This window comes from Secundilactobacillus kimchicus JCM 15530 (assembly GCF_001433995.1).
In the GTDB taxonomy this organism is placed as follows: Bacteria; Bacillota; Bacilli; order Lactobacillales; family Lactobacillaceae; genus Secundilactobacillus; species Secundilactobacillus kimchicus.
The window spans coordinates 58,587-79,842 of the sequence record NZ_AZCX01000009.1 but is presented as its reverse complement, the minus strand read 5'-3'; the positions used below and the strand labels follow the sequence as shown (position 1 = coordinate 79,842).

The following is a 21,256-nucleotide window of genomic DNA, read 5'->3' as shown; positions in this document are numbered from 1 at the left end:
TCATATTAAAATGTAAGGGCTTACTATTACGCGATAATATGCTAAAATAAGCCTGTTATTTAATTTGAGAGTAGGTAGGTGCGTCGCACATGAACGGATTTATTGGTGAATTTTTTGGGACAATGGTCTTGATTTTATTAGGAGCGGGGACGGGAGCTGGCCTGAATTTAAATAAAACATACGCAAAGGGCAGTAACTGGACGTTTGTGAGTATCGCTTGGGGGTTGGCTGTGACAATGGGCGTCTACGTTGCCGGTTCGCTAGGGTCGTTAGGGCACCTTAATCCTGCGGTAACGGTTCCTTACGCTATTTTTGGCCTGTTCCCGTGGGCGCAGGTCGGGCCGTATTTGGCTGGGCAATTTTTGGGAGCGTTTGTCGGTGCTGCGTTAGTGGCCTTTATGTTTACACCGCACTTTAAGGCTTCTAAGACGCAATCTGATGGCAATACAATTGGCATTTTTGCCACGCGACCAGCGATCCAATCGCCGTTTTATAACCTAGTTTCCGAAGTAATTGCTACTTTCGGGTTCATTTTTATCTTACTTAATCTGGGGGACTTCACCCAAGGACTGAAGCCCCTGATGGTGGGCCTGTTGATTGCGGTGATTGGGATGAGTCTGGGGACCACTACGGGATTTGCTCTGAACCCCGCCAGAGACTGGGGCCCTCGATTAGCCTACACGGTGTTGCCGATTCCTAATAAGACGAGTGCCGAATGGTCTTATGCGTGGGTTCCGATGTGTGGTCCCCTAGTGGGTGGTGTGATTGCAACGGCCATTCAGGTCGCCATTAAGTAGTTAACTTGAGTCGTGACATTTAATCGGGAGGGATCGCGTGTGTTTGATCAAACAAGTTTTTCATTAGCTGGAAAAGTAGCGGTTGTGACAGGTGGCGCCCGGGGTCTAGGCAAGTATTACAGCATTGCTTTGGCGATGTATGGTGCTGATATTTTTGTTGTCAGTGGCTCTCAAACGGGTTGGCAGGCAGTTCGTGAACGGGTTGAACAACTGGGCCGCCGAATTGAATTTTTACATCGGGATATTACGGAAGATGGTGCTGCAGCTGAAATCGTAGCGGCCGTCCTTGAGGCGTATGGCCGATTAGACATTCTGGTCAATAACGCGGGTATTCAGCGCCGAAACGACGTCTTAGAGTTTACGGATGACGACTGGCGACGCGTCATTGATGTTAACTTAAACGGGTTATACTATTTGAGCCACGAAGCTGCTAAGGTGATGGTGAAACAACGACAGGGCAAGATCATTAATATTGGCTCCATGCAGTCGTACCGGGCGGGGAAACGGATCTTTCCGTATGCGGCTAGTAAGCATGCGGTGTTGGGTCTGACGCGAGCTTATGCGGATGCGTTAGCGCCTTACAATATCCAGGTGAACGGGCTAGCACCTGGCTACATTGAAACGGATATGACTAAGCCGTTACAAGAGGATCCCGTTCGCGGTCCTGAGATTGCCGGCCATATTCCTTCGGGTGAGTGGGGGGCGCCAGATAAATTGATGGGCCCCATGGTATTTTTAGCCAGTGACGCCTCAAATTACGTGACCGGCGTTATGTTACCCGTCGACGGGGGTTATTTATTGCGGTAATTTGCAGCTTTTTCTGCTATACTATGGACAATCAAATAGTTAACTAGGGGCGCATTTTGCTGAGACGGTTTTGACCGAACCCTTTGAACCTGTGAGCTAACCCTCGCGTAGGAAAGTTATTAAAAGAGTCTTGAACTAGCCGACCGTGGGGATTTTTGCGGTCGGCCTTTTTGCGTCCTACTTTATGGAGGAATTCAATATGACGTTTACAGATCAACTTCACGAACAAGCAGCAACCTTATGGCAGCAAAGTTTTGACCATCCCTTTATCCAACAGATAAGCGCCGGCACCTTACCGAAAGCTGTCTTTCGGTTTTACCTGTTACAGGACCGTTATTATCTCAGTGAATTTGGAAAACTTCACGAACAAGTGGCAAGCCAGGTGACGAATCCTAAGGGCCGAACCTTTTTGTTGGAGGGGGCCCAGGGGTTAAAAGATGGCGAGATTGCCGTTCGAAAGGGATTCTTCGAGACGTTACAGATTTCGAAACAAGAGATTGCGCAGACGCCGGTTGCACCAACTGCCTATAACTACGTTAACCACATGTACGCCGAGCTTTACCGGGGGACGCCAGGTCGAGCAATTGCCGGCTTGCTACCGTGTTATTGGTTATATAATGAAATTGGCAAACGATTGATTGCGGCTGGCTCACCTGACGCGCTATACCAGCAATGGATCGAAACCTACGATAGTGACGGTTACACGGATAGTGTTCAAAAAATGATTGCGCTGACGAATGAAACGGCGGCTCGAACGGATGCGGATGAACGGACCGCAATGGCGGCGTCATTTGTCCGTAGCAGTGCCTATGAATTGGCGTTTTGGCAAATGGCCATGGATCGTCAGAGCTGGCAAGCGGGTTAAACTCAGGTACTGCAAAGCTAAATTAAACATTACATTTTCCGATCATCTCGTCTAAACTAGTTAGGTAGGATAATTCGGAGGTGGCAGTATGATTAAAATGGTGGTCGTCGATATGGACGGAACCTTTCTACGGGATGACCGGACGTACGATACGTCCCAATTTGACCGATTATTTAAGCAAATGAAGGCGCAACAAATTCGGTTTGTTGCAGCGAGTGGCTCGCAGTTTCAGCGGTTACAAAAGAAGTTTCCGGCCTACATTGACGATATGGACTTCATTTCCCAAAATGGGGCCATTGTGCACCGGGGACAGACGCTGCAACGGATTTTTCGGTTAGAGGATGGGGTACTGCATGATTTGATTGGCCGGATCCAGGCTGCTTATGACCCAGAGATGATTGGTCAGTTACTCATTGCGGGTCTGAACGGATCATACATTAGCAACCAGACCGACCCTCAAGTTATCGAGATGCTGAAACACTATTATCGCCCCGTATTTTTAGTCGATCATTTTGAGACGCTATCAAGCCAAACGGTCCAGGATCAATTTACGAAGCTGGCGTTGAGTTTTTATCCGGGAACCGACTTTCAGGAAATGGCCGCGAAGTTAGCGCCCATTTTACCGCCTGAGTTGGCCGCGGAAAATTCAGGGTTCAATACTGAGATGATTGGCTTAAAAGTTGCTAATAAGCGGACTGGTATTGCCACGCTACAAACAGCGTATGATATCAGAGATGATGAAGTGGTGACATTTGGTGATAATGAAAATGATTTACCGATGTTGGCCATGACCCCTCACAGTTATGCGATGCAAAATGCCAGCGCGTTGATTCAACAATCAGCACACCACGTGACGACGAGCGATAATAACCATGACGGCGTTTTGGAAACGCTAAGTCAACTCATCGGATAATAAAAAAGCTGCTGAACAGCGGACTTCATTTCAGGAGTCCCAAGTTCAACAGCTTTTTGATTAGGCAAATGTAATTTCCATCGGCACAGCACCGACGAGGGTCTCATGAACGGTGCATTTGCGGACAACTTCGTTCAAGAACCACTTGTGGTCGGCTTCTGACAAGTTTGTTTCAGCCGTGATTTTGATGCTAATGGATGTGACCTTTGAACTGCCATCTTGAAACGTTGTTGTTTCGCCCGTCACGTCAGCTTGAAACTTTTTAATGGTCAACGTCGCTTCATCGTTTTCGATTTCGCGGGCGGTCACGCCTAGACAGGAGCCGACAGCCCCTAACAGGTATTGCACCGGATTAGGGGCCGCATCGGTACCCTTGGCAATCAGTGGTTCGTCAGCCAAGTATGAAAAACCACCGGTGGTGTTCATCATCTGGGTGCCAGCGGGCCGTAGTTTTGAGTGGACAATGTATTTTCCCATGAAAAGCCTCCTAGTTGTTTTGACCAGTTTAACGAGTTTTAGTGCTGATGACCACTATTTTACCCCGTTCACCTTAACGTTGCTGGAATGATAATCTTATCTTGGGTCGGGCGCCTATGACTAACTAATTGATCAACCAGGACTTCCGCCGCACTAGCCCCCATGAGGTACGGATCCTGGGAAATCAGTTGGAGCCGTGGCTCAATGTTGCGGGCGGTACTCGTATCCGAAAAAGCCGTGGCGGTCGCTTGATCGTGGTCAATGTAGCCTTGGACAATAAGGCTTGGAATAAATTCCAGTAACCAACGCTCTTTGAGGGCGAACACTAAGGTTTTTTCAGTTGTTTCAGTAATCAGCTTCACTAGTTTTTGATGAACTTGGGTGTGGTTATACGACTCTTCAGACACTTCGAGAACGTCGACGTGCGACGCAGCTGCCTTGATGCCTGCATAACGTTCTTCCCGGGTCGAGGCCATTGAGATCTTGGACGTTAACACGACCACGTGAGTGTATCCCGCTGCCATAAAATGGCTGGTCGTTGATTTGGCGACCTCGTAGTTATTTGTGACCACTTGGGTCCACGGTGAATGAATGAGTTCCCGGTCGACCACCACAATGGGAATGTCACGCTTCATGTCAGCTTCGATGGTGGCTGCTGATTCTGTCAACGGTTGCAGAATCAACCCATCGTATGTGTGATCATTTACGAGTTGGATGAGTTGGCGTTCTCGTTCGGGGTTAGAGTCGGTATCAAAAAGAACACCGGTGTAATTGTTGGCTTCTAAAATGGAGCTAACACCTTTAAATAGTTCTGTTGAGAAATAATCATCGATATTTGCGACGACAACGGCCACCATTTTACTGGCTTTGGTAATCATTTGTCGAGCTGCCGAATTGGGGACGTAATTGAGCTTTTCAATTGCGTCTTTTATTTTGGCGGCCGTTGTCGAGGACATGCGGTCTAAATTGCCGTTTAAAAACCTTGAGACGGTGGCAATTGACACGTCAGCTAAGGCTGCCACGTCCTTCATTGTTGCTGTCTTTCTGTTTTCCATAACACTACCGCCCACCTTTCCTTTAACTATAAAAGATTAGTTGCCTATTTGGCAACTATTACTATGGGGGCTTTTTAGATAAAAAATAGATCTGACTAAACATTGTAAAAGTGAAGTGGTGAGCGTGACTTCGCTATGCTAGTTTAGGTAAACGTTTGCCTAATTAAATATAAATTGTCAAGATAGTTAGTAACAGGATAAATTTAAACACTTGCATTTATTTGGGAAAACGTTTACCATAACCTTTGAAAAGATATCTTTTATATTACTTAATGAGGTGAGCATATGTCAGACCGGGCGATGATTGACCCCGAAAAATTTGCTTTAGGGTTTGCGAATAGTAACTTGGCCGCTGGGGCAGAGCCGAGTGAAGTTGTTGCTGAAGCTAAAAAGTATTTACTCAGTTACCTGACGGCGTATTATTTGGTGGCTGATTTTAACGGAATTGAGAGTCAGAACTTTAATAGCCCAGAGGAAAAACCATTCAAGGACTTAACTTTTGATGAATTAATTGACCGCGTTAGTCAACTAAATAAGTATTAAACGGAGGGATATCAACATGACAGTTATTTTAAATACTTGGATTTACGAAGCAGACGTTAAGCAAGGGACAAAACAGGCGGATTTAATTGATCGGGTCGCTGCGGTTGGTGCTGACGGCATCGAAGTTCGGCGCGAGTACTTTACGGACTTGGACACGGAGCTAGCTGCAGTTGGGGAAAAGGCAAAAGCGGCGTCACTCATTGTGAACTACAGCGTGCCAGACGAATTATTCTTAGAGGATGGCTCAGTTAATCCTAAATTGCCGGACTATTTTAAGGAAGGCCAGACAATGGGCATCCAAAAGATCAAGTTTAATACCGGCCACTTTGATCGGTTTGAAGGCGATCTAGCTGCTGCCTTTTCTGATTTACCACTGGATGAAATCGAGCTCAATGTTGAAAATGACCAGACGCCAGTGTCAGGGACCGTTGAGGCAATCTCGACTTTCTTAACGGCGGCTCACAAAGCGGGATTAACTAGCTTGGGATACGTCTACGATTTAGGGAATTGGGCGTTTACTCACGGTGACGCGACGGCCAGTGCTGAAGCCTTAGCAGACGTGACGCACTACATTCATTTGAAGAATACCGCGTCCGTTGACGGCCAACTCGAAACGACCGACGACTTAGACACTGGGTTATACGACTGGCGTGCTTTGCTGAAGGTACTACCGAGCGATGTGCCGTTTGCGCTAGAATTTCCGATGGCCTCTGATGATCAGATCAAGGCCCAATTAGCATTATTGCGTGCGGAAGTGGGGGTCTAGTCTATGAGTTCGACGATTATTGCCGTCTTACTACTTTTGACTTTTGCGGGGTTCATTTATTACATCCTTAAGGGTGGGAACCTGATGATTGGGTTCTTCGTGATGGCGATCCTGTGGTCAGTTATCGGGATGGTTCCTTTCACGACAGCGATCCAAAAGGTGTTCGCAGAACCTGCGTTAAATTACGGACCGACGATTATCTACATTGTTTTCGGGTCCTGGTTTGGCCGGGTGCTGGTGGACAGTGGCATTGCACCAGCAATTTCAGAGCAAACGAATAAAGTTGGTAAGAAAAAACCATTGTTAGCTGCTATCTTAATTATTCTTGTCACTGCTTTTATTTTTGTCAGTGCTTACGGGGTCGGGTCTGTCATTGCCATTGGCGTCATCTTACTGCCAATTATGCTTTCCGTCGGGATTCCAAGAGATATTGCCCTATCAGCGTTCTCGTTAGCAATTGGGGCACCAATGTACATCAACGTGGTGCTGTTCAACCAGATTAAGGCCTTCTTCCCACACGCCGAATATGGCGGTCGCTATCTCCAATTCGGGATTGTGGCGACAGCGGTGCAATTACTTGCCGTTGTGTTATTCCTATTCTGGCACCGCAAGAAGATTAACCCTGCAAACGCGGAAGAAAATCTGCGAATGATTGGGGCCGAGAATTCAGACTCAACCGAAGCTAAGAAGATTCCCAAAATTGCCTTCATCATTCCGATTATTCCCGTATTGATGAACATGTTATTTAAATGGGATGCCATCCCAGCGTTGACCTTAGCAACGTTGTTGGCTATTGCGATTACTGGTAACGCGAAGAGTTACAAAAAAGGCGTGGCTTTCTTGAATGAAACCATTCAACACGCGATCTCAGACATCGCTGGGTTGATCATGTTCTTGATGGCATTGATTATGTTCAGCGGGGCCGCTTCAATTAACGCTGAACGGTTCCGGCCAATTTTCGCGGCTATTTTACCGCACAACCACTTGGTTCTGGCATTGGCGCTTGGTGTCCTGGCACCGTTAGCATTGTTCCGAGGACCACTCCACGTTTGGGGCGCTGGGGCCGCAACGGCCGCTGTTTTATCAGGAACCGGATTATTCAATGATGCCTTTTTGCTTCCGTTATTGTACGTGCCAACGCTGATGGCGGTCTCAACCGATATCACACAGTCTTGGAACGTCTGGGGCTTAGACTACATGAAGGTTCAATCCCGCGACTTCTTGAAGAACGGGATTCCAATCATGTGGGTCGTCTCAATTATTAACGAAGCACTGGTCTTTTATTTCTTCGGCTAAACGACATATAGGAGTGAACGATTATGAGTGAATTTATTACGATTGGTGAACCCGTTGTGACTTTTGCATCAACGGACATGGATGCCTCCTTGGCAGATACTATCAACTACACTAAAATTCTTGGTGGGGCCGAATTAAACGTGGCCATCGGGGTTCAACGACTTGGTCATACGGCGGATTACATCTCGCAAGTGGGGACTGACCCGCTTGGGGAATACGCCATTAATACGATTATGAGTCACAAGGTAGGGGCCCAGTATATTTCAAAAGATGCTGACCACTGGACTGGCCACCAATTAAAAACCTTGGTTTCTAAGGGTGACCCTGTGACGTTTAACTACCGGACGAACTCAGCAGCGGCCAATTTAAGTAGCGATGTCATTGAATCCGTTGATTTAAGTGATGTTAAAATTGCCCATATGTCAGGAATTTTTCCGGCCTTGTCGCTAACGTCACGGCAATCTTTCCGGCGGTTGATGGACCGTTTGATTGAAAATAACATCCTTGTGACCTTCGATCCTAACTTGCGACCATCACTATGGGAAGACGAAGCAACTATGATTGAGACGATCAATGAACTAGCAGGTTCAGCGGATATCGTGCTTCCTGGCGTTGAAGAGGGTAAAATCTTAATGGGGTCGGATGATCCTGAAGTAATTGCTGATTTTTACTTGAAAGGGGAGCGGACCCATACGGTTATCGTGAAGGTGGGGCCAGCCGGGGCTTTCGTTAAGACGGATTCTGGTGAAACTTACACGATTGCCGGTTTCAAGGCAGATCATGTGGTAGATACGGTTGGTGCTGGCGATGGCTTTGCGTTGGGTGTTATTACCGCCTTGCTCGAAGGCAAGTCACTCAAGGCAGCCGTTACCCGTGGTAATGCAGTCGGGGCCCTCCAAGTTCAGACACCTGGGGACAATGACGGTTACCCAACACCGGCAGAATTAGACGCTTTTTATGAAGGAAAGGGAGTTGAAGAAGCATAATGAAATTGCAAGCCGCAATTGATCGAGTCTCGTTAGACAAAGCGTTGGACCTTGTTGCTAAATTCGATGGGGTTGTTGATATTATCGAATTGGGGACCTCAATTATTAAGGATTACGGGATGGAAACATTGAAGGCCCAGAACCTGAAACTTAGCAACGCCACGTTGTTGTTGGATATTAAAACCAACGATGAAGGGGTCTACGAATTTAAGAAGGGCTACGCCGTACCTGCTGATATTCTGACGGTCATGGCAAGTTCATCTAACGAAACAATTGAACAGGTTTACGAGTTATCAGAGGCTCAGGGCAAAGCCACGTTCATTGACTTACTAGGCGTGACTAATGATCGAGTGGCTGAATTAAAGCATCTGGAAAACGCCATTTTTGGCTTGCACCACTCCAAGGATACCGGGGGCAACTTTGACGCAGTCGCCACTGTTGCTGATTTTCATCAGGCATTTCCGGAAATTAAACACGTTGCCGTAGCCGGTGGCATTGATCTCGATCAAGCCCACAAGCTCGCGGAGCAAGGTATCGCTGAGGTCGCCATTGTCGGTGGTAAAATTTCTGGTGCGGACGATCCAGTGGCATCAGCAAAACAATTTATGGAGGCAATCAAATGAGTTTAATTGACGATGTGATGAAGGAAGTTAACACGGTCATGGGATTGGTGGATGAGCGTCAAATCGACGCCGCTGAAGCCCTAATCAAAAAGGAACAACGCATCTTTGTTTTAGGTGCTGGCCGGTCTGGATTAATGGCCAAGGGCTTTGCAATGCGGTTGATGCACATTGGCTATACCGTGTTTGTGATTGGTGAGACGATTACCCCTTCAATCCAAGCTGGCGACGTGTTAGTTGCCGTTTCGGGTTCGGGTAAGACGGGAAGCATTGTGGAACTCGCACAAAAGGCTAAGGCAGACGGCGTGACGGTGATTGGGGTCACGAGTCGGGCTGACTCACCATTAGGCGAACTGGCTGATACGACACTGGTGGTACCAGGCGCAACTAAGGCCGGTGACGGGGTTCAATCGATTCAATTATTAAGTACGTTATTTGATCAAAGCGTGCATATTACGCTTGATGTTTTGTGCTTAAAGCTTAGTCGACGCGACCATATTTCAAATGACAGTGCTAAGAGTACTCACAGTAATATGGAATAGATTGTTAATAATACTAAAAAAAGGCATGTTCGCTTAAGAACATGCCCTTTTTTTAATCGTTGCTTAACCACAACGTGAAAGTACCTTAATTAGCCTAAAACGCGGACTTGGATGGATTGCCGACCAAATTGTAAGGCTTCAGCATTTGTCATCGAGATGTCCAATTGATTGGGGTTGCTTGCCGCAAATGTCCCAGTATCATTGACCACTCGTGTTTCGGTGTAACCATCCGCATACTTAATTTCTAACTGAGTGCCTTTGGGGAAGCGGTCAAGAGCGGCCGCAACACCAGTCCCAGTTGGAATCGAAGTAGCGCCACCGGCGGCTACTTGAGGATCGTAGGCAGTGGCTTCCATCGTCATCCAACCTGTTGAAGTTTGTGTGTTAGTTGATGTTGTCTTTGAATCGACCTTTGCCGTATCAGCCTTGTAAGGGGCTTTTTCGACTTTAGTCGCGGTCTTAGTGGCAGCGCCGTGCTTCTTAATGGCCAGCTTGTCACTCGGTAGAATCAATGAACTAACGGACGATAGCTTGGAAGAGTTTGCGTTTACGATCGCTTGAGGGGTGGTGTTGAACTTCTGAGAGATGCTCCAAAGGCTATCCCCAGATTTTACCGTGTAAGTTGCAGCGTGAGCTTCAGTAGCGGCAATGCCGAAACCAAACAGCGCACCGAGAACAACTAAGCCACGAGTAAGGAATGTGTTCTTTAACATAATCTATCGTTTCCAACCTTTCGGGTTATAGTTTCTATAAACAAAAGCTAGCTGCTTTTGCCACGGACAACACTATAACATGGTTGGTGGGTCAATCTATGACAACAACACGACATTAAATTCGATATCCGTCATATTTTTGTAACATTGTCATACCCACGATATGTTTTGAAATATGTAAGCGCCATTTGACGAGAATGTTACGAAAAATTGTGATTTGAGTTAAAAGATGAGAGAATATATTTTGCACAATTAACCCACCTTTTCCGGGAATAAGCCTAAATACTGATAAAAATCAGCAAACTTGTTCAGAAAGTAACACACTGCCCAATAAAAAACGCTCCAGCTGATTTAATTGCTGGAACGTTCCAATTGTCATTTAAAGAAGCGCTAAGGCTGCTGTTTCGTCGATTGAAACTCCCTCAAACATAAAGGCATTAATACTGAATAACCCAAGCTTGGGTGACGCAGTTTGACGCCACATTTGTACCCGGCGAGGTTCAATCGGGTAAGTTAACCAAGTGTGGTCATGATTGAGATTGGCGACGTAAAATAACTGATAGTCGATGGCCGAAAGGTTCGCACCGAGTAATGCTTGGTAAACGGCCTCAAGTTTGATGTCATTTGATGCCTGTTCGAGATCGGTTGACGACCGTTGAATCCGGCGGAATTGCGCTTGTTGAGTAGTTGTCAGTGGTTGGTTCATAATCAGGTCTTTCGATTGCTGATAAGCGGTTTTAAGTTCGGCCAATGGGTTCATAAAAATCTCCTTAGTTGACTTGTAAGTCGCGTCGTTGATAGGCGAGTCCGCCTAAAATGATAAGCCCGACTGTCCCAGCAAGGGTTAGCCATAAAACACTTTGGTTAAGATTGCTCACGGGCACTTTGGGTTGCCAACCAAACGGTGTCAGTTTCTTAGCCCAATCAGGTAATTTGAGTAAGGCGCCAAGGTAAATGGTGACAAACCCATACCCTAATAGCACCCATGATAAGTGGACTAACTGTGGCAGAGCACCGACTAACAGGCTAGCTAGCGCGGTGAAGCCCAGAACAATGGGAATACCAATAACAATGGCTTGTCCAAATTCGGGTCGGGTGATCTGCTCTCTTGTAGCCGTCAATGTTTGGTTTCCGGTCAAAATCAAACCGCAAGTACCAGCCCAATAAGTGAGCAGGCCAACGATAATACCTGACAGAATCGTACTATAGTAACCCGTTGTACGTGAGGTTTGATGTGCGTAAATGAGTTCGAGATTACCTGACTGTTCATGGCGTCTGAGACTCAACACTAACTGAATGGCAGGGATGCAAGCTAAGGCTGCGATAACAAGTAAAATAATGGCGGTGTAATTAACGATAATGGCATGGTTAGCACTATGAGTAGCTGTTGCACCAAAAACCGTTTGAACGGTTGGATTACTCTTTAAGACGTCACCAATACTGTTGAAAATGGAACCGTATGTGGCGCCTAGAACGATCGTTCCAATAATCCAACAGGCGATTAATGTCCGGTTGAGACGCCAAATGAGTGCGAGTGGTGAGGTTAAAAAACGGCTTGCCGTTCGTCGACCGGGTCTGGTTGCGAGAAGCCCGCTACCTAAATCTCGACGCGTTAGTAGCCAAGTGGCAACTAAGAAACATAGACCGGCCATCCCCATCATTGGTAGTAGGGCCCACCAATGATTTTGAATCAGTGGCTGAGTTTTTTCGAGCCATCCAAGTGGTGACCACCAAGTCATATCCGGGTTCGAGATATCAGTTATCATCCGCGCGAGATAACTTACCAAAAATAGTGCGTAAGAAAGAATGGTTGCGCTGGTATGGTTGCTGGTCAATTGCGCAACGAGAAGGCCCATCATGCCAAAGGCCAACCCGGTTAATCCCAATCCTAAGCTAAAAAGCCAATTTCCCGCAATGCTGGCTCCCGGAACTTTAGCAATGGTCAATCCACCGGCCATTAACAGCGTTAAGGTACTATTAAGTAGTACAAGTTCGCCTGCAGTACTTATCAAAGGACTCTGAGGACCAACTGCGCGTGATCGAATAATTTCAGTAAGGCCGAGATCTTCGTCTCCCCGGGTCTTGGCAATTCCGATAGTCAAGTTCATTGCAATGATGACGAATGAAGTGAAGAGTAGCATTTCACTCCCAAAGACCTGAGCAACCGTTGGATTCGTTGGAAGGTCGAAGGCGCCAAGCAATGCCACCATCGAGGCACTTTTTAAGGTAACTGTAATTGTTTGCAAAGCAGTCGCCGTGCCGTAGATGGTATTAAATTTAAACCCAACAACTAGGACTAAAATGAGAATTGCGAGTAACCAAGTTAGTAGCTTAACCCAGTCGGCTCGAAGGTTAAAACGTAAAAGCGCCAGCATATTCTTAGTTTGTCTCATCGTTAGTCACTCCTTTGCCGGCGCAACTTCGTCCCCATAGTACCGCAAGAATAGGTCCTCTAGGGTTGGCGGGTTGCTTTGGATTGAAAGAATGTCAGCTGCGGCCAAACGATCCATTAAGACTGGAATTTGTTCAGAATCGACGGAGAAACTTGCGGTGGTTTTGAGGGCATCAAGCTGCAGATCATACAGGCCATCACGCTCTTCTAAAATGTCCAAGGGATGGACCGTCTTCACCACCATCTGGGTGCGCGTTAAGTGGCGCATTTCTGCCAATGTTCCGGTCTCGATGACTTCTCCTTGGCGAATAATGCCAATCCGATCACACATTTTTTCAACTTCAGATAAAATGTGGCTAGATAACATAACCGATTTGCCCGCTCTTTTAAGGTTGAGGACTTCCTCTTGAAAAAGCTGTTCATTTAACGGATCTAAGCCGGATGTTGGTTCGTCAAAGATATAAAAGTCAGCATTTTGGCTAAAGGCGGCAATCAACGCCACCTTTTGACGATTACCTTTAGAGTAAGTGCGCGCCCTTTTTGTTGGATCAAGCTGGAATTTTCGGATCAATTCGTCGGTATACGCAGTGTGGTTATTACCATTGAGATGGAGTAAAAAGTCAATGATTTCGCCACCGGTCAAATTAGGCCATAGATAGACGTCGCCGGGAACGTAGGCCAGACGCTTGTGAATGGCACTGCTATTCACAAATGGATCGAGGCCAAATAAGGTGACGGCCCCGCTCGTTTTCTTTAAAATGCCAAGTAAGATTCGGATAGTTGTTGATTTACCTGCTCCGTTTGGCCCGATGAACCCAAAAACTTCACCAGGGTTAATAGTCAAAGTGACATCTGTTAAAGCTTGCGTTTTTCCGAATGTTTTCGTTAAATTTTCGACTTTTAAAATAGCGGTTGTCATGGTGCATCCCCCCTTTGGGTAATTTACGATTTTATCTTAAAGCTGTATAATGATGATGTCAACAAAAAAGTGAAATATCAATTACGATATGTTTCATTAATTATGAATAATTGCTTTTATATAAAGGATCTAGTTGTTCTAGTAATACTGAAATAATGTATAGTGAAATGTTAAGTCATAGAGGTGTTTTAATGGCAACAAATGAAGAACGGAAACAAAAGACTAGTCAAAAAATTCTCGATGTCGCAACCCGACGCTTCATGCACCATGGGGTTAAGGCCACTTCAATAGCTGAAATTGCGAAAATGGCGGGGGTTTCTCAAGTGACCCTGTACAAGCACTACAAAAATAAGGAAACTTTGGCGCGTGCAGCCGTTATTAAATTAATTGATGACGGTTATCGTCAAGATTTAAAAATTTTGGCGGATACGACTTTAACGTTTAAGGAAAAAATGGGTCGATTGATGCAGCAAAGTATTGCGATATCAAAAGAAATCCACCCTGATTTTTATCAATATATTGTTCGGGAATTTTCGGGGCAACACGGAACTAATGATGCCATGCGGGCGTATGAAGCGCAACGGGGTCAATTTTGGGGTGCTTTGTTGCAACAAGGACGTGATACTGGCGAAATTGACTCTACGATTTCCAATTCTGCAGTATTGACGTACCTAGAAATGTTTGTTCAATTTTTTGTAGCCCAATCTCAAAAAAATGACCCAGTAGCGGAAAAAAAACTTCGGGAGATTGGTCCCGAATTAGATCAACTTTTCTTCTATGGTCTTATTGGTCACTAAGTCTTAATCAGTAAAATGATGCGAAAACGCGGGAGATGGCTTGTTTTTAACAAGCTCATCCCCCGCGTTTTTTAGTGGAGAGATCGTTTGAAATAACACTACAGAGTAGCGTTAGACTGGAATATCGCGTGACTGGTTGTGCTCAGTCAGTTACTTACTTTTTAAACTGTTCGTTGACGTAATCGTAGTACAAGTCATGGGTGAGGTACAGATCTTGGTGTGAGCCCTGACCAGTTATCTCACCGTGTTCAATGAAGATAATGTTGTCAGCATCCACGATGGTTGAGAGCCGGTGGGCAATCACCAGAGTGGTTCTGTTAATCATGAGGTCGTTGATTGCTCGCTGGACGACATCTTCGGATTGAACGTCTAAGCTGGCGGTTGCTTCATCTAACATTAAGATCTCAGGATCGCGTAGGAAGGCGCGGGCAATGGCAAGTCGTTGTTTTTGCCCCCCCGACACGAGGGCGCCCCGTTCACCAACCTGAGTCTGTAAGCCATCAGGCATGTCAGCGACAAACTCGTCAGCGTAGGCCATCTTGAGGACGGCCCACATTTCATCGTCGGTGACGACGCGGTCCAAGCCATAGGTGAGGTTATCCGCAATGGTTCCCGCAAGTAGTGCGCTATCTTGGGAAACGTAACCAATTTTACTGCGCCATTCGCTTAACCCAGTGGTACTAATGTTGCGATCGCCGATGGTGATGGTCCCGGCTGTGGGCTCATAAAACCGTTCGATGAGGTTGAAAATCGTCGACTTCCCACCGCCACTAGGGCCAACAAAAGCCACAACAGTGTTGGGCTGAGCCTCAAAACTGATATCGTGTAGCGTGACCTTATCGTCAGTGTATTGGAAATCAACGTGGTTCACGTGGAGCGTCTGATTCTTTAAGTCGACCGGATCACGTTTGTCGAAAACTTCTTCCCCTTCATCAAGAATTTCGGTTAGTCGGGCTGTGGCGCCACGGGCGCGTTGGAGGGCCGTGAAGAACTGAGCCAGCGATAGGACCGGTGAGATGACTTGCATCATATAGAGAAGAAAGGCAATCAACGTTCCGATTGACATCGCGCCGCTTTGGACACGGACGCCACCGTAGGTTAAGACGCTAACCATGACCCCCAGAATTACCAGCATGGTGACGGGAGCAATCATGGAAACGGCCTTGGTTTGAGTGACCCCAGTATCGAATAAATCGTTAATTCGGTGATGGCCACGGGTCGTTTCGGTGGCTTCACCGTTAGAGGCTTTGACCAGCCGAATTTCTGAAAAGGTCTGCGTGGCATCGCCATTAAACGCGGCTGTTTGCTTTTGTAGGCGGTTAGATAATTTCCGAATGATGACGCCGATTGGCCACATAATGAGGCCAATGACGGGGACCCCTAGAATAAGAATCATGGTCATGCGCCAGTCCATAATTAGCAGGATAACGATTGAAGTAATCATCGTTAGAATCCCGTTGATAATGGAAGGTAACTGGTCTGAAATCAATGTCTTTAAAACGACGGTATCGTTGATCAAGCGACTTACGATTTCACCGACATGGTGTTCGTCAAAGAATGGCACGTGAAGCCGGAGCAATTTGTCCCATACCGATTTTCGCAAATTGGCGACGACTTGTTCGCCAGCATATCCAAGCAAGTAATTTGAAAACGCCCCAGTTGCAGCTTGAATGATGAAGGCCACTACGACGATGCCCACTAATCCAGCACTAATTTTGGCCGCTCTAGCGTCCACGACGTTTCGTGTTAGTAGGGGAATGACCAAACTAACAATGGTTGAGAATAACCCAATTAATAACCCAATTGCAATCTTGGACTTACTTGGGTGTGTTGACCCAAGCATGCTCATAAACCGACCCCAAGCAACTTGGGAGTCGTCTTTTGGTTTGTTTGTTTTGACAGGTTCTTTCATAATGCCTCCCGATGTGATTTAACCCAATTCAATGTGAAACTATCCAATTTATACAATAGCAGAAAAAGGGGACTAGCGCACCGACCATATTGATAAATCAGTAACTTGTTATAAATTCCTTAAAGGATTATATTTAAGTTAGGTGCACCAAATAAAGGTTTTTTGACTGATAATGTTTACAAATTCCGAGAAAAGGACTAGTATAACAATGTAAATAAGAATAATTCTAAACTAGAGAGGGTGACACGATGAAAAAACAATTAACGCTTGCCCAACGAGTCAACGTCCTGCGGGCTGCTGTGATGGGAGCAAATGACGGGATTTTGTCCGTAGCGGGAATTGTTATCGGGGTCGCTGGGGCGACAACTGACAGTTACGCAATTTTTATTTCCGGAATGTCAGGCCTATTGGCTGGAACGGTGTCGATGGCCATGGGTGAGTACGTTTCAGTCAACACTCAAAAGGACTCACAAAAAAAGGCGATTGCGACCGAGAAAGCAATGCTTAAAAGCCATTATGATGATGAGTTTAGTTACATTGAACAAAAATATTTAGACCAGGGCATCGAACCGGAGTTGGCGACTAAGGCCACTAGTGAAATGATGAGCCGAGATTCCCTCGTGACCATGGTCCGTGAACGGTACGGCTTTGAAGTCGGTCAGTACACGAGCCCGTATGCAGCGGCCATTGCCTCGATGATTTCGTTTCCCATTGGGTCGATTTTGCCCATGCTGGCGATTACGCTGTTACCGAGTCAAATTCGGGTGATGGCGACCTTTATTGCCGTGGTTTTAGCCTTGTGCTTAACCGGGTTTGTTGCGGCAACACTTGGCAACGCAAATCGGGGGCGTGCCGTCATTCGAAACATGGTATCAGGGGTGTTAACAATGGTGGTCACCTTTATAATTGGTTCGTTAATTGGCCATTAAGGGGATGAAAAAATATGAAAGTCATCAATCAGGCTAAATCAACTCACCAAAAACGGCCCACCCAAACAATGGAAGAACGGTTAAACACGTTACGGGCCGGCGTTTTAGGGTCGAATGACGGTATTTTAACGGTCGTTGGGGTACTGTTTTCGGTAGCCGTTGCCACGACTAATCAGTTTACAATCTTTATCGCCGGACTTGCTGATTTACTGGCGTGTGCCTTTTCAATGGCATCTGGGGAGTATGCGTCGGTTAGTACCCAAAAGGATACTGAAAAGGCCGTTGTGGCCCAGGAAGCCCGACTCCTTAAAACCAATTACGACGATGAATTTAAAGTCGTTGTTGACCACTACACGGCGCGCGGGGTAACCCCAACTACGGCGACCCAAATTGCGCAGAGTTTGATGGCTAAAAAGCCCTTGGACACCCTGGTCAGCATTAAATATGACCTTCAACTTGGCCACTACATGAACCCGTGGAACGCTGCGTTTTCATCATTGTTTGCAGCTTCGGCTGGTGGCGTTTTTCCCTTGGCTGCAATGACGTTAGCGCCAGTGGCTTACCAGTGGCCAGCGACCATTTTAGCGGTTTGTTTCTCCGTTGCGTTAACGGGTTTTACGAGTGCCAAGCTGGGTAATGGTTCGGTCAAAACAGCCATGATTCGAAACGTTGTGATTGGAATTTTAACCATGATTATTCACTATTCAATCGGACTGTTATTGTAAAAGAGTGAGTTTTCCAAATACAAAAAACGTTCCGCAATCGGTTATAGAACCGACGGCGGAACGTTTTTTAGTGCTTAGCTGACTTTAACTTTACCGTGAAACTTGAGAAAGTATAGCAGCGTCATGATGATGAGGAATAAGACTCCAACCAGAATTGAAATGCGTGTTTCTGGGTTAAAGAACATGAAGACTAAGGTTAAGAGTAAGAAAGCTAGCGTTAGGTAGTTAGACCAGGGTGACAATGGCATCTTGAACGGATGATTAGCCATTTCATCCTTGTGTTGACGTCTAAACTCAATTTGGCTAATCAAGATCACAAACCATGGAATCATCCCTGGTAACACGCTAGAACTGTAAACCAGGACAAAGACGTTTTCGGCATGGGGCCAAAACATCGGGACGACGGCGTTTAAAATCACACCGAGAAAGATGCCAAACGAAATTGAAACAACGGAATAGAACGGCACGCCATGCCGGTTCAACTTTAAGAACCGAGCGGGTAGTTGGCCGTTGTTGGCCAGCGTGTAAGACATTCGACTGGCACTGTAGATTCCAGAATTGGAACCAGAAAGGGCCGCGGTGATCACCACAAAGTTAATGATGGAAGCGGCTGCGGTAATCCCAATCTTAGCGAAGGTTTCAACGAATGGCGACCCAACGTTGTTTAACTTATCCCACGGGTAAATACTTAGGATGACGAAGATGGCCCCGATGTAGAAAATCAAAATCCGGAAAACGGTAGAGCGAATGGCACGAACCAATGTTGATTGGGGATTCTCGGCTTCGCCGGCCGTGACCCCAATCAGCTCGATGCCTTGGTAAGACGCTAACACGATGGAGAGGGCAAAGATAAAGCCCTTAAAGCCACCGGTAAAGAACCCGTGTTGCCAGATGTTGCCAATCCCGATAGGATGGAACCCGTTGCCAATCCCGAAAACGATGAGTCCCAGGCCGACCACGATCATTAAGACGATGGTGACCACTTTAATCAGTGAAAACCAGAATTCTAGCTCGCCAAACATTTTAACGGAGATCAAGTTGGCAACGGTGAGAAAAGCGATGGCGACCAATCCAGGAATCCAGGATGGGAGATGCGGCCACCAGAACTCAAAGTAGCCGCCGATTGCGATCATTTCACTCATACCCACGACGACAAATTGGAAAATGTTACTCCAAGCGGTCAGGTAGCCAGCGAGTGGGTGAATATATTCTGAGGCAAACTTAGAGAACGAACCGGTGTCTGGGTCAACGTAGAGCATTTCGCCCAAGGCCCGCATAATCAGGTATAAAAACAGGCCAGCAATGGCATACGCAATCAAAACAGATGGCCCAGTCCACTTGATTGTCGATGTTGACCCCATGAACAGGCCGACCCCAATAGTTCCGCCAAGTGCAATCATTTGCATCTGACGGGCGCTTAATTTACGTTTCATGGTTCTAATTCTCCTCACATAATTAGTTGCTAATCGAGTTACGACGTTAATGTTAATAAGTATGATATGATTGATGGTAAATAAAAAGATTGTCGTCCCGTAATATTAGCATAGTATGAGAATATGCTACACGAAAAACGGACCTAGCGCAAATGAAATATGTGAAATGGAGGAATTTTGCGGTGATAAAAACGCAGGCTTTATGGCGTGATCAACAGTGGGTCGCCGTAACCCGCCCAGACGAAGGCGATATTACGGAATTGATGGAAAAATATAGCATTCCGCGGACTTATATTTCGTACATTTCAGACGTCAAAGAGCGGGCGCGTTTCGACTATAATTTTGAGAACCAGTGTGGCATGTTTGTTTTTCGGACCATTAACCACGGTAATCACAGTATGAAGATTACCCATACGAAGCAAACGCATCCCGTGTATTTGATGATCAAAGACAACGCGCTGATTACGGTTAACACCAGCCGGCACGACCTGCTTAATGAGACGATGGCGGAACTCGTCAGTAACGATCGAATTCGCCAGGAGGAACCGAGCCTGTTGACGTTATCGTTGGATGCCTTATTTGAGTTGAACCGGGACTATTTCGACCGGATCAACGCGTTAGATGACACCCGTGAGGAACTTGAGGGCTATAAACAGCGACCGTCTAATGATCAAATCGAAAAGTTATCAGAGCTTAGCAAGAGCTTGATTTACCTCAAAGCGGCTGCTCGTGGTAACTTGATTGCGGTGCGTCAGTTGCAGGTGATGTCCGATGAAGATGATGATCCCATTAACTTGAATCGCGTGGAACAGCAGCGACTGAAAGACTTGAAGACCGAGCTAGAACAAAGCGCTGAGATGGCTGAGATTAACGGTGAAATTGTGCAACAGGTCGCGGATGCTTACAGTAATGTGTTGGACAATAGTTTGAACAACACCATGCGCATATTGACTATCTGGTCCTTAGCCTTAGCAGTGCCACCGATTATTTCGGGCTTCTACGGCATGAATACCAAACTGCCATTATTTGGTGGGTCGTGGGATTGGCCGTTATCGATCTTGATGTCGCTAATTCCAGTGGGACTGATGGTCTGGTATCTGCGACGTAACCATGATTTATAAGGAGCGGAGGATGAAGATAGAACAGGTCAAACCGGCTGACTTAAAACGCATTGTGGCCATTGAAAAAACGGGCTTTTCGCCCGAGGAAGCCGGTAGTGAAGCCGCGTTTCAACAGCGAATTAGGCAATTGGCCACGACGTTTTTAGTGGCGAGAGATTCGGCTGGCGTCGTGCAGGGGTTCATTGTCGGACCAGCCGTTGCTGAACCGTTTGTTTTGGATTGGATGTATGAAATGACGCCTCAAAACCTTGAGACTGGCGGCCATCAGCTCGTTTTATCATTAGCCGTGAGTCCTGCAGCTCAAGGACAACATATCGGCAGTGACTTGCTAGCGGCTTTAACCGTCGTGGCTCAAAGGGCTAACCGGCAGACGCTGTCATTGACGTGCTTGAACCGCTTAGTAGCCTTTTACGAAAAAAACGGGTTTGAAAACGGTGGCGTTGCCGAGTCCGACCATGCGGATGAGGTCTGGTACAATATGGTGAAAACAATTGCTTAAGAAGGGTTGACTTTCACGGTAATTGGCGTTAAATTAAAAACACATTAATAACCGATTAGAAAATGCGATGATGAGGAGAGTAAATTAAGTCTACCGGTTTAGTGACCCCCGTTAAGTGAAAAGGAGGACGACGGCTTAATCGAAAGTAA

General features: G+C 46.4%; 23 protein-coding genes and 1 riboswitch. Of the genes, 15 read left to right on the top strand and 8 right to left on the bottom strand.

From position 1 onward, the window contains the following. The first annotated feature begins 89 nt into the window (after window positions 1–89). From FC96_RS10165 to FC96_RS10150, 4 genes are all read left to right on the top strand, one after another. Window positions 90–797 (top strand): MIP/aquaporin family protein, encoded by a 708-nt coding sequence (locus FC96_RS10165; RefSeq protein WP_056942917.1) that lies wholly within the window; start codon window positions 90–92, stop codon window positions 795–797. Window positions 798–836: 39 nt separating this feature from the next. Beyond that, on the top strand, window positions 837–1,604 hold the full coding sequence (locus FC96_RS10160) for an SDR family NAD(P)-dependent oxidoreductase (protein WP_056942916.1): 768 nt from the start codon (window positions 837–839) through the stop codon (window positions 1,602–1,604). 35 nt (window positions 1,605–1,639) lie between these two features. After that, window positions 1,640–1,735, top strand: a riboswitch (TPP riboswitch). Between the two features lie 68 nt (window positions 1,736–1,803). After that, a complete protein-coding gene (tenA, locus tag FC96_RS10155; RefSeq protein WP_056942915.1) occupies window positions 1,804–2,469 on the top strand; it encodes a thiaminase II in 666 nt (221 codons plus the stop codon). 88 nt (window positions 2,470–2,557) lie between these two features. Then, on the top strand, window positions 2,558–3,382 hold the full coding sequence (locus FC96_RS10150; protein WP_054659914.1) for an HAD hydrolase family protein: 825 nt from the start codon (window positions 2,558–2,560) through the stop codon (window positions 3,380–3,382). 60 nt (window positions 3,383–3,442) lie between these two features. On the opposite strand, the gene FC96_RS10145 is transcribed toward FC96_RS10150, so the two are convergent. Both FC96_RS10145 and FC96_RS10140 read right to left on the bottom strand, forming a co-directional pair. Beyond that, window positions 3,443–3,859: an OsmC family protein gene (locus tag FC96_RS10145; RefSeq protein ID WP_054659916.1), complete on the bottom strand. Its 417-nt coding sequence runs from the start codon at window positions 3,857–3,859 to the stop codon at window positions 3,443–3,445. A gap of 68 nt (window positions 3,860–3,927) precedes the next feature. Next, window positions 3,928–4,914: a LacI family DNA-binding transcriptional regulator gene (locus FC96_RS10140; RefSeq protein WP_056942914.1), complete on the bottom strand. Its 987-nt coding sequence runs from the start codon at window positions 4,912–4,914 to the stop codon at window positions 3,928–3,930. A 285-nt stretch (window positions 4,915–5,199) separates the two neighbouring features. On the opposite strand from FC96_RS10140, the gene FC96_RS10135 reads away from it, so the two are divergent. From FC96_RS10135 to hxlB, 6 genes are read left to right on the top strand one after another with little or no spacing between them, the layout of a single operon-like run. Beyond that, window positions 5,200–5,457 carry a hypothetical protein gene (locus FC96_RS10135; RefSeq protein ID WP_054659918.1) on the top strand — a complete coding sequence of 86 codons (258 nt, stop codon included), beginning with the start codon at window positions 5,200–5,202 and terminating at the stop codon, window positions 5,455–5,457. Between the two features lie 16 nt (window positions 5,458–5,473). Further along, window positions 5,474–6,223 (top strand): sugar phosphate isomerase/epimerase family protein, encoded by a 750-nt coding sequence (locus tag FC96_RS10130; RefSeq protein ID WP_054659920.1) that lies wholly within the window; start codon window positions 5,474–5,476, stop codon window positions 6,221–6,223. A 3-nt stretch (window positions 6,224–6,226) separates the two neighbouring features. Then, window positions 6,227–7,519, top strand: coding sequence for a hypothetical protein (locus FC96_RS10125; protein WP_056942913.1), 1,293 nt, complete (start codon window positions 6,227–6,229; stop codon window positions 7,517–7,519). A gap of 23 nt (window positions 7,520–7,542) precedes the next feature. After that, the gene (locus FC96_RS10120) at window positions 7,543–8,505 is read left to right on the top strand and encodes a sugar kinase (protein WP_054659922.1); all 963 of its coding nucleotides are present in this window, start codon (window positions 7,543–7,545) and stop codon (window positions 8,503–8,505) included. After that, window positions 8,505–9,128, top strand: a complete 624-nt coding sequence (locus FC96_RS10115; protein WP_056942912.1) for an orotidine 5'-phosphate decarboxylase / HUMPS family protein — start codon at window positions 8,505–8,507, stop codon at window positions 9,126–9,128. The genes FC96_RS10120 and FC96_RS10115 overlap by 1 nt, the downstream gene beginning before the upstream one ends. Beyond that, entirely contained in the window at window positions 9,125–9,667 is a 543-nt protein-coding gene (gene hxlB / locus FC96_RS10110) for a 6-phospho-3-hexuloisomerase (RefSeq protein WP_056942911.1), read from the top strand. Before FC96_RS10115 ends, hxlB begins: the two co-directional genes overlap by 4 nt. An 89-nt stretch (window positions 9,668–9,756) precedes the next feature. Here hxlB and FC96_RS13215 read toward each other — a convergent pair whose 3' ends face one another. The 4 genes from FC96_RS13215 to FC96_RS10090 all read right to left on the bottom strand — a co-directional run bounded on the left by FC96_RS13215 (window position 9,757) and on the right by FC96_RS10090 (window position 13,691). Beyond that, window positions 9,757–10,380, bottom strand: coding sequence for a LysM peptidoglycan-binding domain-containing protein (locus FC96_RS13215; RefSeq protein ID WP_054659924.1), 624 nt, complete (start codon window positions 10,378–10,380; stop codon window positions 9,757–9,759). A gap of 379 nt (window positions 10,381–10,759) precedes the next feature. After that, window positions 10,760–11,140 carry a hypothetical protein gene (locus tag FC96_RS10100; RefSeq protein WP_054659926.1) on the bottom strand — a complete coding sequence of 127 codons (381 nt, stop codon included), beginning with the start codon at window positions 11,138–11,140 and terminating at the stop codon, window positions 10,760–10,762. A gap of 10 nt (window positions 11,141–11,150) precedes the next feature. Beyond that, window positions 11,151–12,773: an ABC transporter permease gene (locus FC96_RS10095; protein ID WP_056942910.1), complete on the bottom strand. Its 1,623-nt coding sequence runs from the start codon at window positions 12,771–12,773 to the stop codon at window positions 11,151–11,153. Between the two features lie 6 nt (window positions 12,774–12,779). Then, window positions 12,780–13,691, bottom strand: a complete 912-nt coding sequence (locus FC96_RS10090) for an ABC transporter ATP-binding protein (protein WP_056942909.1) — start codon at window positions 13,689–13,691, stop codon at window positions 12,780–12,782. A 191-nt stretch (window positions 13,692–13,882) separates the two neighbouring features. Between FC96_RS10090 and FC96_RS10085 the strand changes: the two genes are divergently transcribed. Then, a complete protein-coding gene (locus FC96_RS10085; protein WP_056942908.1) occupies window positions 13,883–14,488 on the top strand; it encodes a TetR/AcrR family transcriptional regulator in 606 nt (201 codons plus the stop codon). 154 nt (window positions 14,489–14,642) lie between these two features. Here the strand turns inward: FC96_RS10085 and FC96_RS10080 are convergent, their stop codons facing one another. After that, window positions 14,643–16,400: an ABC transporter ATP-binding protein gene (locus FC96_RS10080; protein WP_056942907.1), complete on the bottom strand. Its 1,758-nt coding sequence runs from the start codon at window positions 16,398–16,400 to the stop codon at window positions 14,643–14,645. 248 nt (window positions 16,401–16,648) lie between these two features. Here FC96_RS10080 and FC96_RS10075 point away from each other — a divergent pair, with 248 nt between their 5' ends. Both FC96_RS10075 and FC96_RS10070 read left to right on the top strand, forming a co-directional pair. Next, the gene (locus FC96_RS10075; protein WP_056942906.1) at window positions 16,649–17,329 is read left to right on the top strand and encodes a VIT1/CCC1 transporter family protein; all 681 of its coding nucleotides are present in this window, start codon (window positions 16,649–16,651) and stop codon (window positions 17,327–17,329) included. Window positions 17,330–17,343: 14 nt separating this feature from the next. Continuing rightward, the gene (locus FC96_RS10070; protein ID WP_054659936.1) at window positions 17,344–18,054 is read left to right on the top strand and encodes a VIT1/CCC1 transporter family protein; all 711 of its coding nucleotides are present in this window, start codon (window positions 17,344–17,346) and stop codon (window positions 18,052–18,054) included. 74 nt (window positions 18,055–18,128) lie between these two features. On the opposite strand, the gene FC96_RS10065 is transcribed toward FC96_RS10070, so the two are convergent. Beyond that, window positions 18,129–19,487: an amino acid permease gene (locus tag FC96_RS10065; RefSeq protein WP_056942905.1), complete on the bottom strand. Its 1,359-nt coding sequence runs from the start codon at window positions 19,485–19,487 to the stop codon at window positions 18,129–18,131. Between the two features lie 182 nt (window positions 19,488–19,669). On the opposite strand from FC96_RS10065, the gene FC96_RS10060 reads away from it, so the two are divergent. Both FC96_RS10060 and FC96_RS10055 read left to right on the top strand, forming a co-directional pair. Beyond that, window positions 19,670–20,608, top strand: coding sequence for a magnesium transporter CorA family protein (locus FC96_RS10060; protein ID WP_056942904.1), 939 nt, complete (start codon window positions 19,670–19,672; stop codon window positions 20,606–20,608). A 10-nt stretch (window positions 20,609–20,618) separates the two neighbouring features. Then, window positions 20,619–21,107, top strand: coding sequence for a GNAT family N-acetyltransferase (locus FC96_RS10055; protein WP_056942903.1), 489 nt, complete (start codon window positions 20,619–20,621; stop codon window positions 21,105–21,107). The last annotated feature ends 149 nt before the right edge of the window (window positions 21,108–21,256 follow it).

What these genes read in the sequence shown, in the direction of transcription:
- FC96_RS10150 (WP_054659914.1), top strand. Translation starts at nt 2,558, where the DNA reads ATGATTAAAATGGTGGTCGTCGATATGGACGGAACCTTTCTACGGGAT.
- FC96_RS10120 (WP_054659922.1), top strand. Translation starts at nt 7,543, where the DNA reads ATGAGTGAATTTATTACGATTGGTGAACCCGTTGTGACTTTTGCATCA.
- FC96_RS13215 (WP_054659924.1), bottom strand. Translation starts at nt 10,380, where the DNA reads ATGTTAAAGAACACATTCCTTACTCGTGGCTTAGTTGTTCTCGGTGCG.
- FC96_RS10075 (WP_056942906.1), top strand. Translation starts at nt 16,649, where the DNA reads ATGAAAAAACAATTAACGCTTGCCCAACGAGTCAACGTCCTGCGGGCT.
- FC96_RS10125 (WP_056942913.1), top strand. Translation starts at nt 6,227, where the DNA reads ATGAGTTCGACGATTATTGCCGTCTTACTACTTTTGACTTTTGCGGGG.
- FC96_RS10115 (WP_056942912.1), top strand. Translation starts at nt 8,505, where the DNA reads ATGAAATTGCAAGCCGCAATTGATCGAGTCTCGTTAGACAAAGCGTTG.
- FC96_RS10085 (WP_056942908.1), top strand. Translation starts at nt 13,883, where the DNA reads ATGGCAACAAATGAAGAACGGAAACAAAAGACTAGTCAAAAAATTCTC.
- FC96_RS10090 (WP_056942909.1), bottom strand. Translation starts at nt 13,691, where the DNA reads ATGACAACCGCTATTTTAAAAGTCGAAAATTTAACGAAAACATTCGGA.
- FC96_RS10080 (WP_056942907.1), bottom strand. Translation starts at nt 16,400, where the DNA reads ATGAAAGAACCTGTCAAAACAAACAAACCAAAAGACGACTCCCAAGTT.
- FC96_RS10130 (WP_054659920.1), top strand. Translation starts at nt 5,474, where the DNA reads ATGACAGTTATTTTAAATACTTGGATTTACGAAGCAGACGTTAAGCAA.
- FC96_RS10135 (WP_054659918.1), top strand. Translation starts at nt 5,200, where the DNA reads ATGTCAGACCGGGCGATGATTGACCCCGAAAAATTTGCTTTAGGGTTT.
- FC96_RS10100 (WP_054659926.1), bottom strand. Translation starts at nt 11,140, where the DNA reads ATGAACCCATTGGCCGAACTTAAAACCGCTTATCAGCAATCGAAAGAC.
- hxlB (WP_056942911.1), top strand. Translation starts at nt 9,125, where the DNA reads ATGAGTTTAATTGACGATGTGATGAAGGAAGTTAACACGGTCATGGGA.
- FC96_RS10165 (WP_056942917.1), top strand. Translation starts at nt 90, where the DNA reads ATGAACGGATTTATTGGTGAATTTTTTGGGACAATGGTCTTGATTTTA.
- FC96_RS10095 (WP_056942910.1), bottom strand. Translation starts at nt 12,773, where the DNA reads ATGAGACAAACTAAGAATATGCTGGCGCTTTTACGTTTTAACCTTCGA.
- FC96_RS10065 (WP_056942905.1), bottom strand. Translation starts at nt 19,487, where the DNA reads ATGAAACGTAAATTAAGCGCCCGTCAGATGCAAATGATTGCACTTGGC.
- FC96_RS10070 (WP_054659936.1), top strand. Translation starts at nt 17,344, where the DNA reads ATGAAAGTCATCAATCAGGCTAAATCAACTCACCAAAAACGGCCCACC.
- tenA (WP_056942915.1), top strand. Translation starts at nt 1,804, where the DNA reads ATGACGTTTACAGATCAACTTCACGAACAAGCAGCAACCTTATGGCAG.
- FC96_RS10055 (WP_056942903.1), top strand. Translation starts at nt 20,619, where the DNA reads ATGAAGATAGAACAGGTCAAACCGGCTGACTTAAAACGCATTGTGGCC.
- FC96_RS10145 (WP_054659916.1), bottom strand. Translation starts at nt 3,859, where the DNA reads ATGGGAAAATACATTGTCCACTCAAAACTACGGCCCGCTGGCACCCAG.
- FC96_RS10140 (WP_056942914.1), bottom strand. Translation starts at nt 4,914, where the DNA reads ATGGAAAACAGAAAGACAGCAACAATGAAGGACGTGGCAGCCTTAGCT.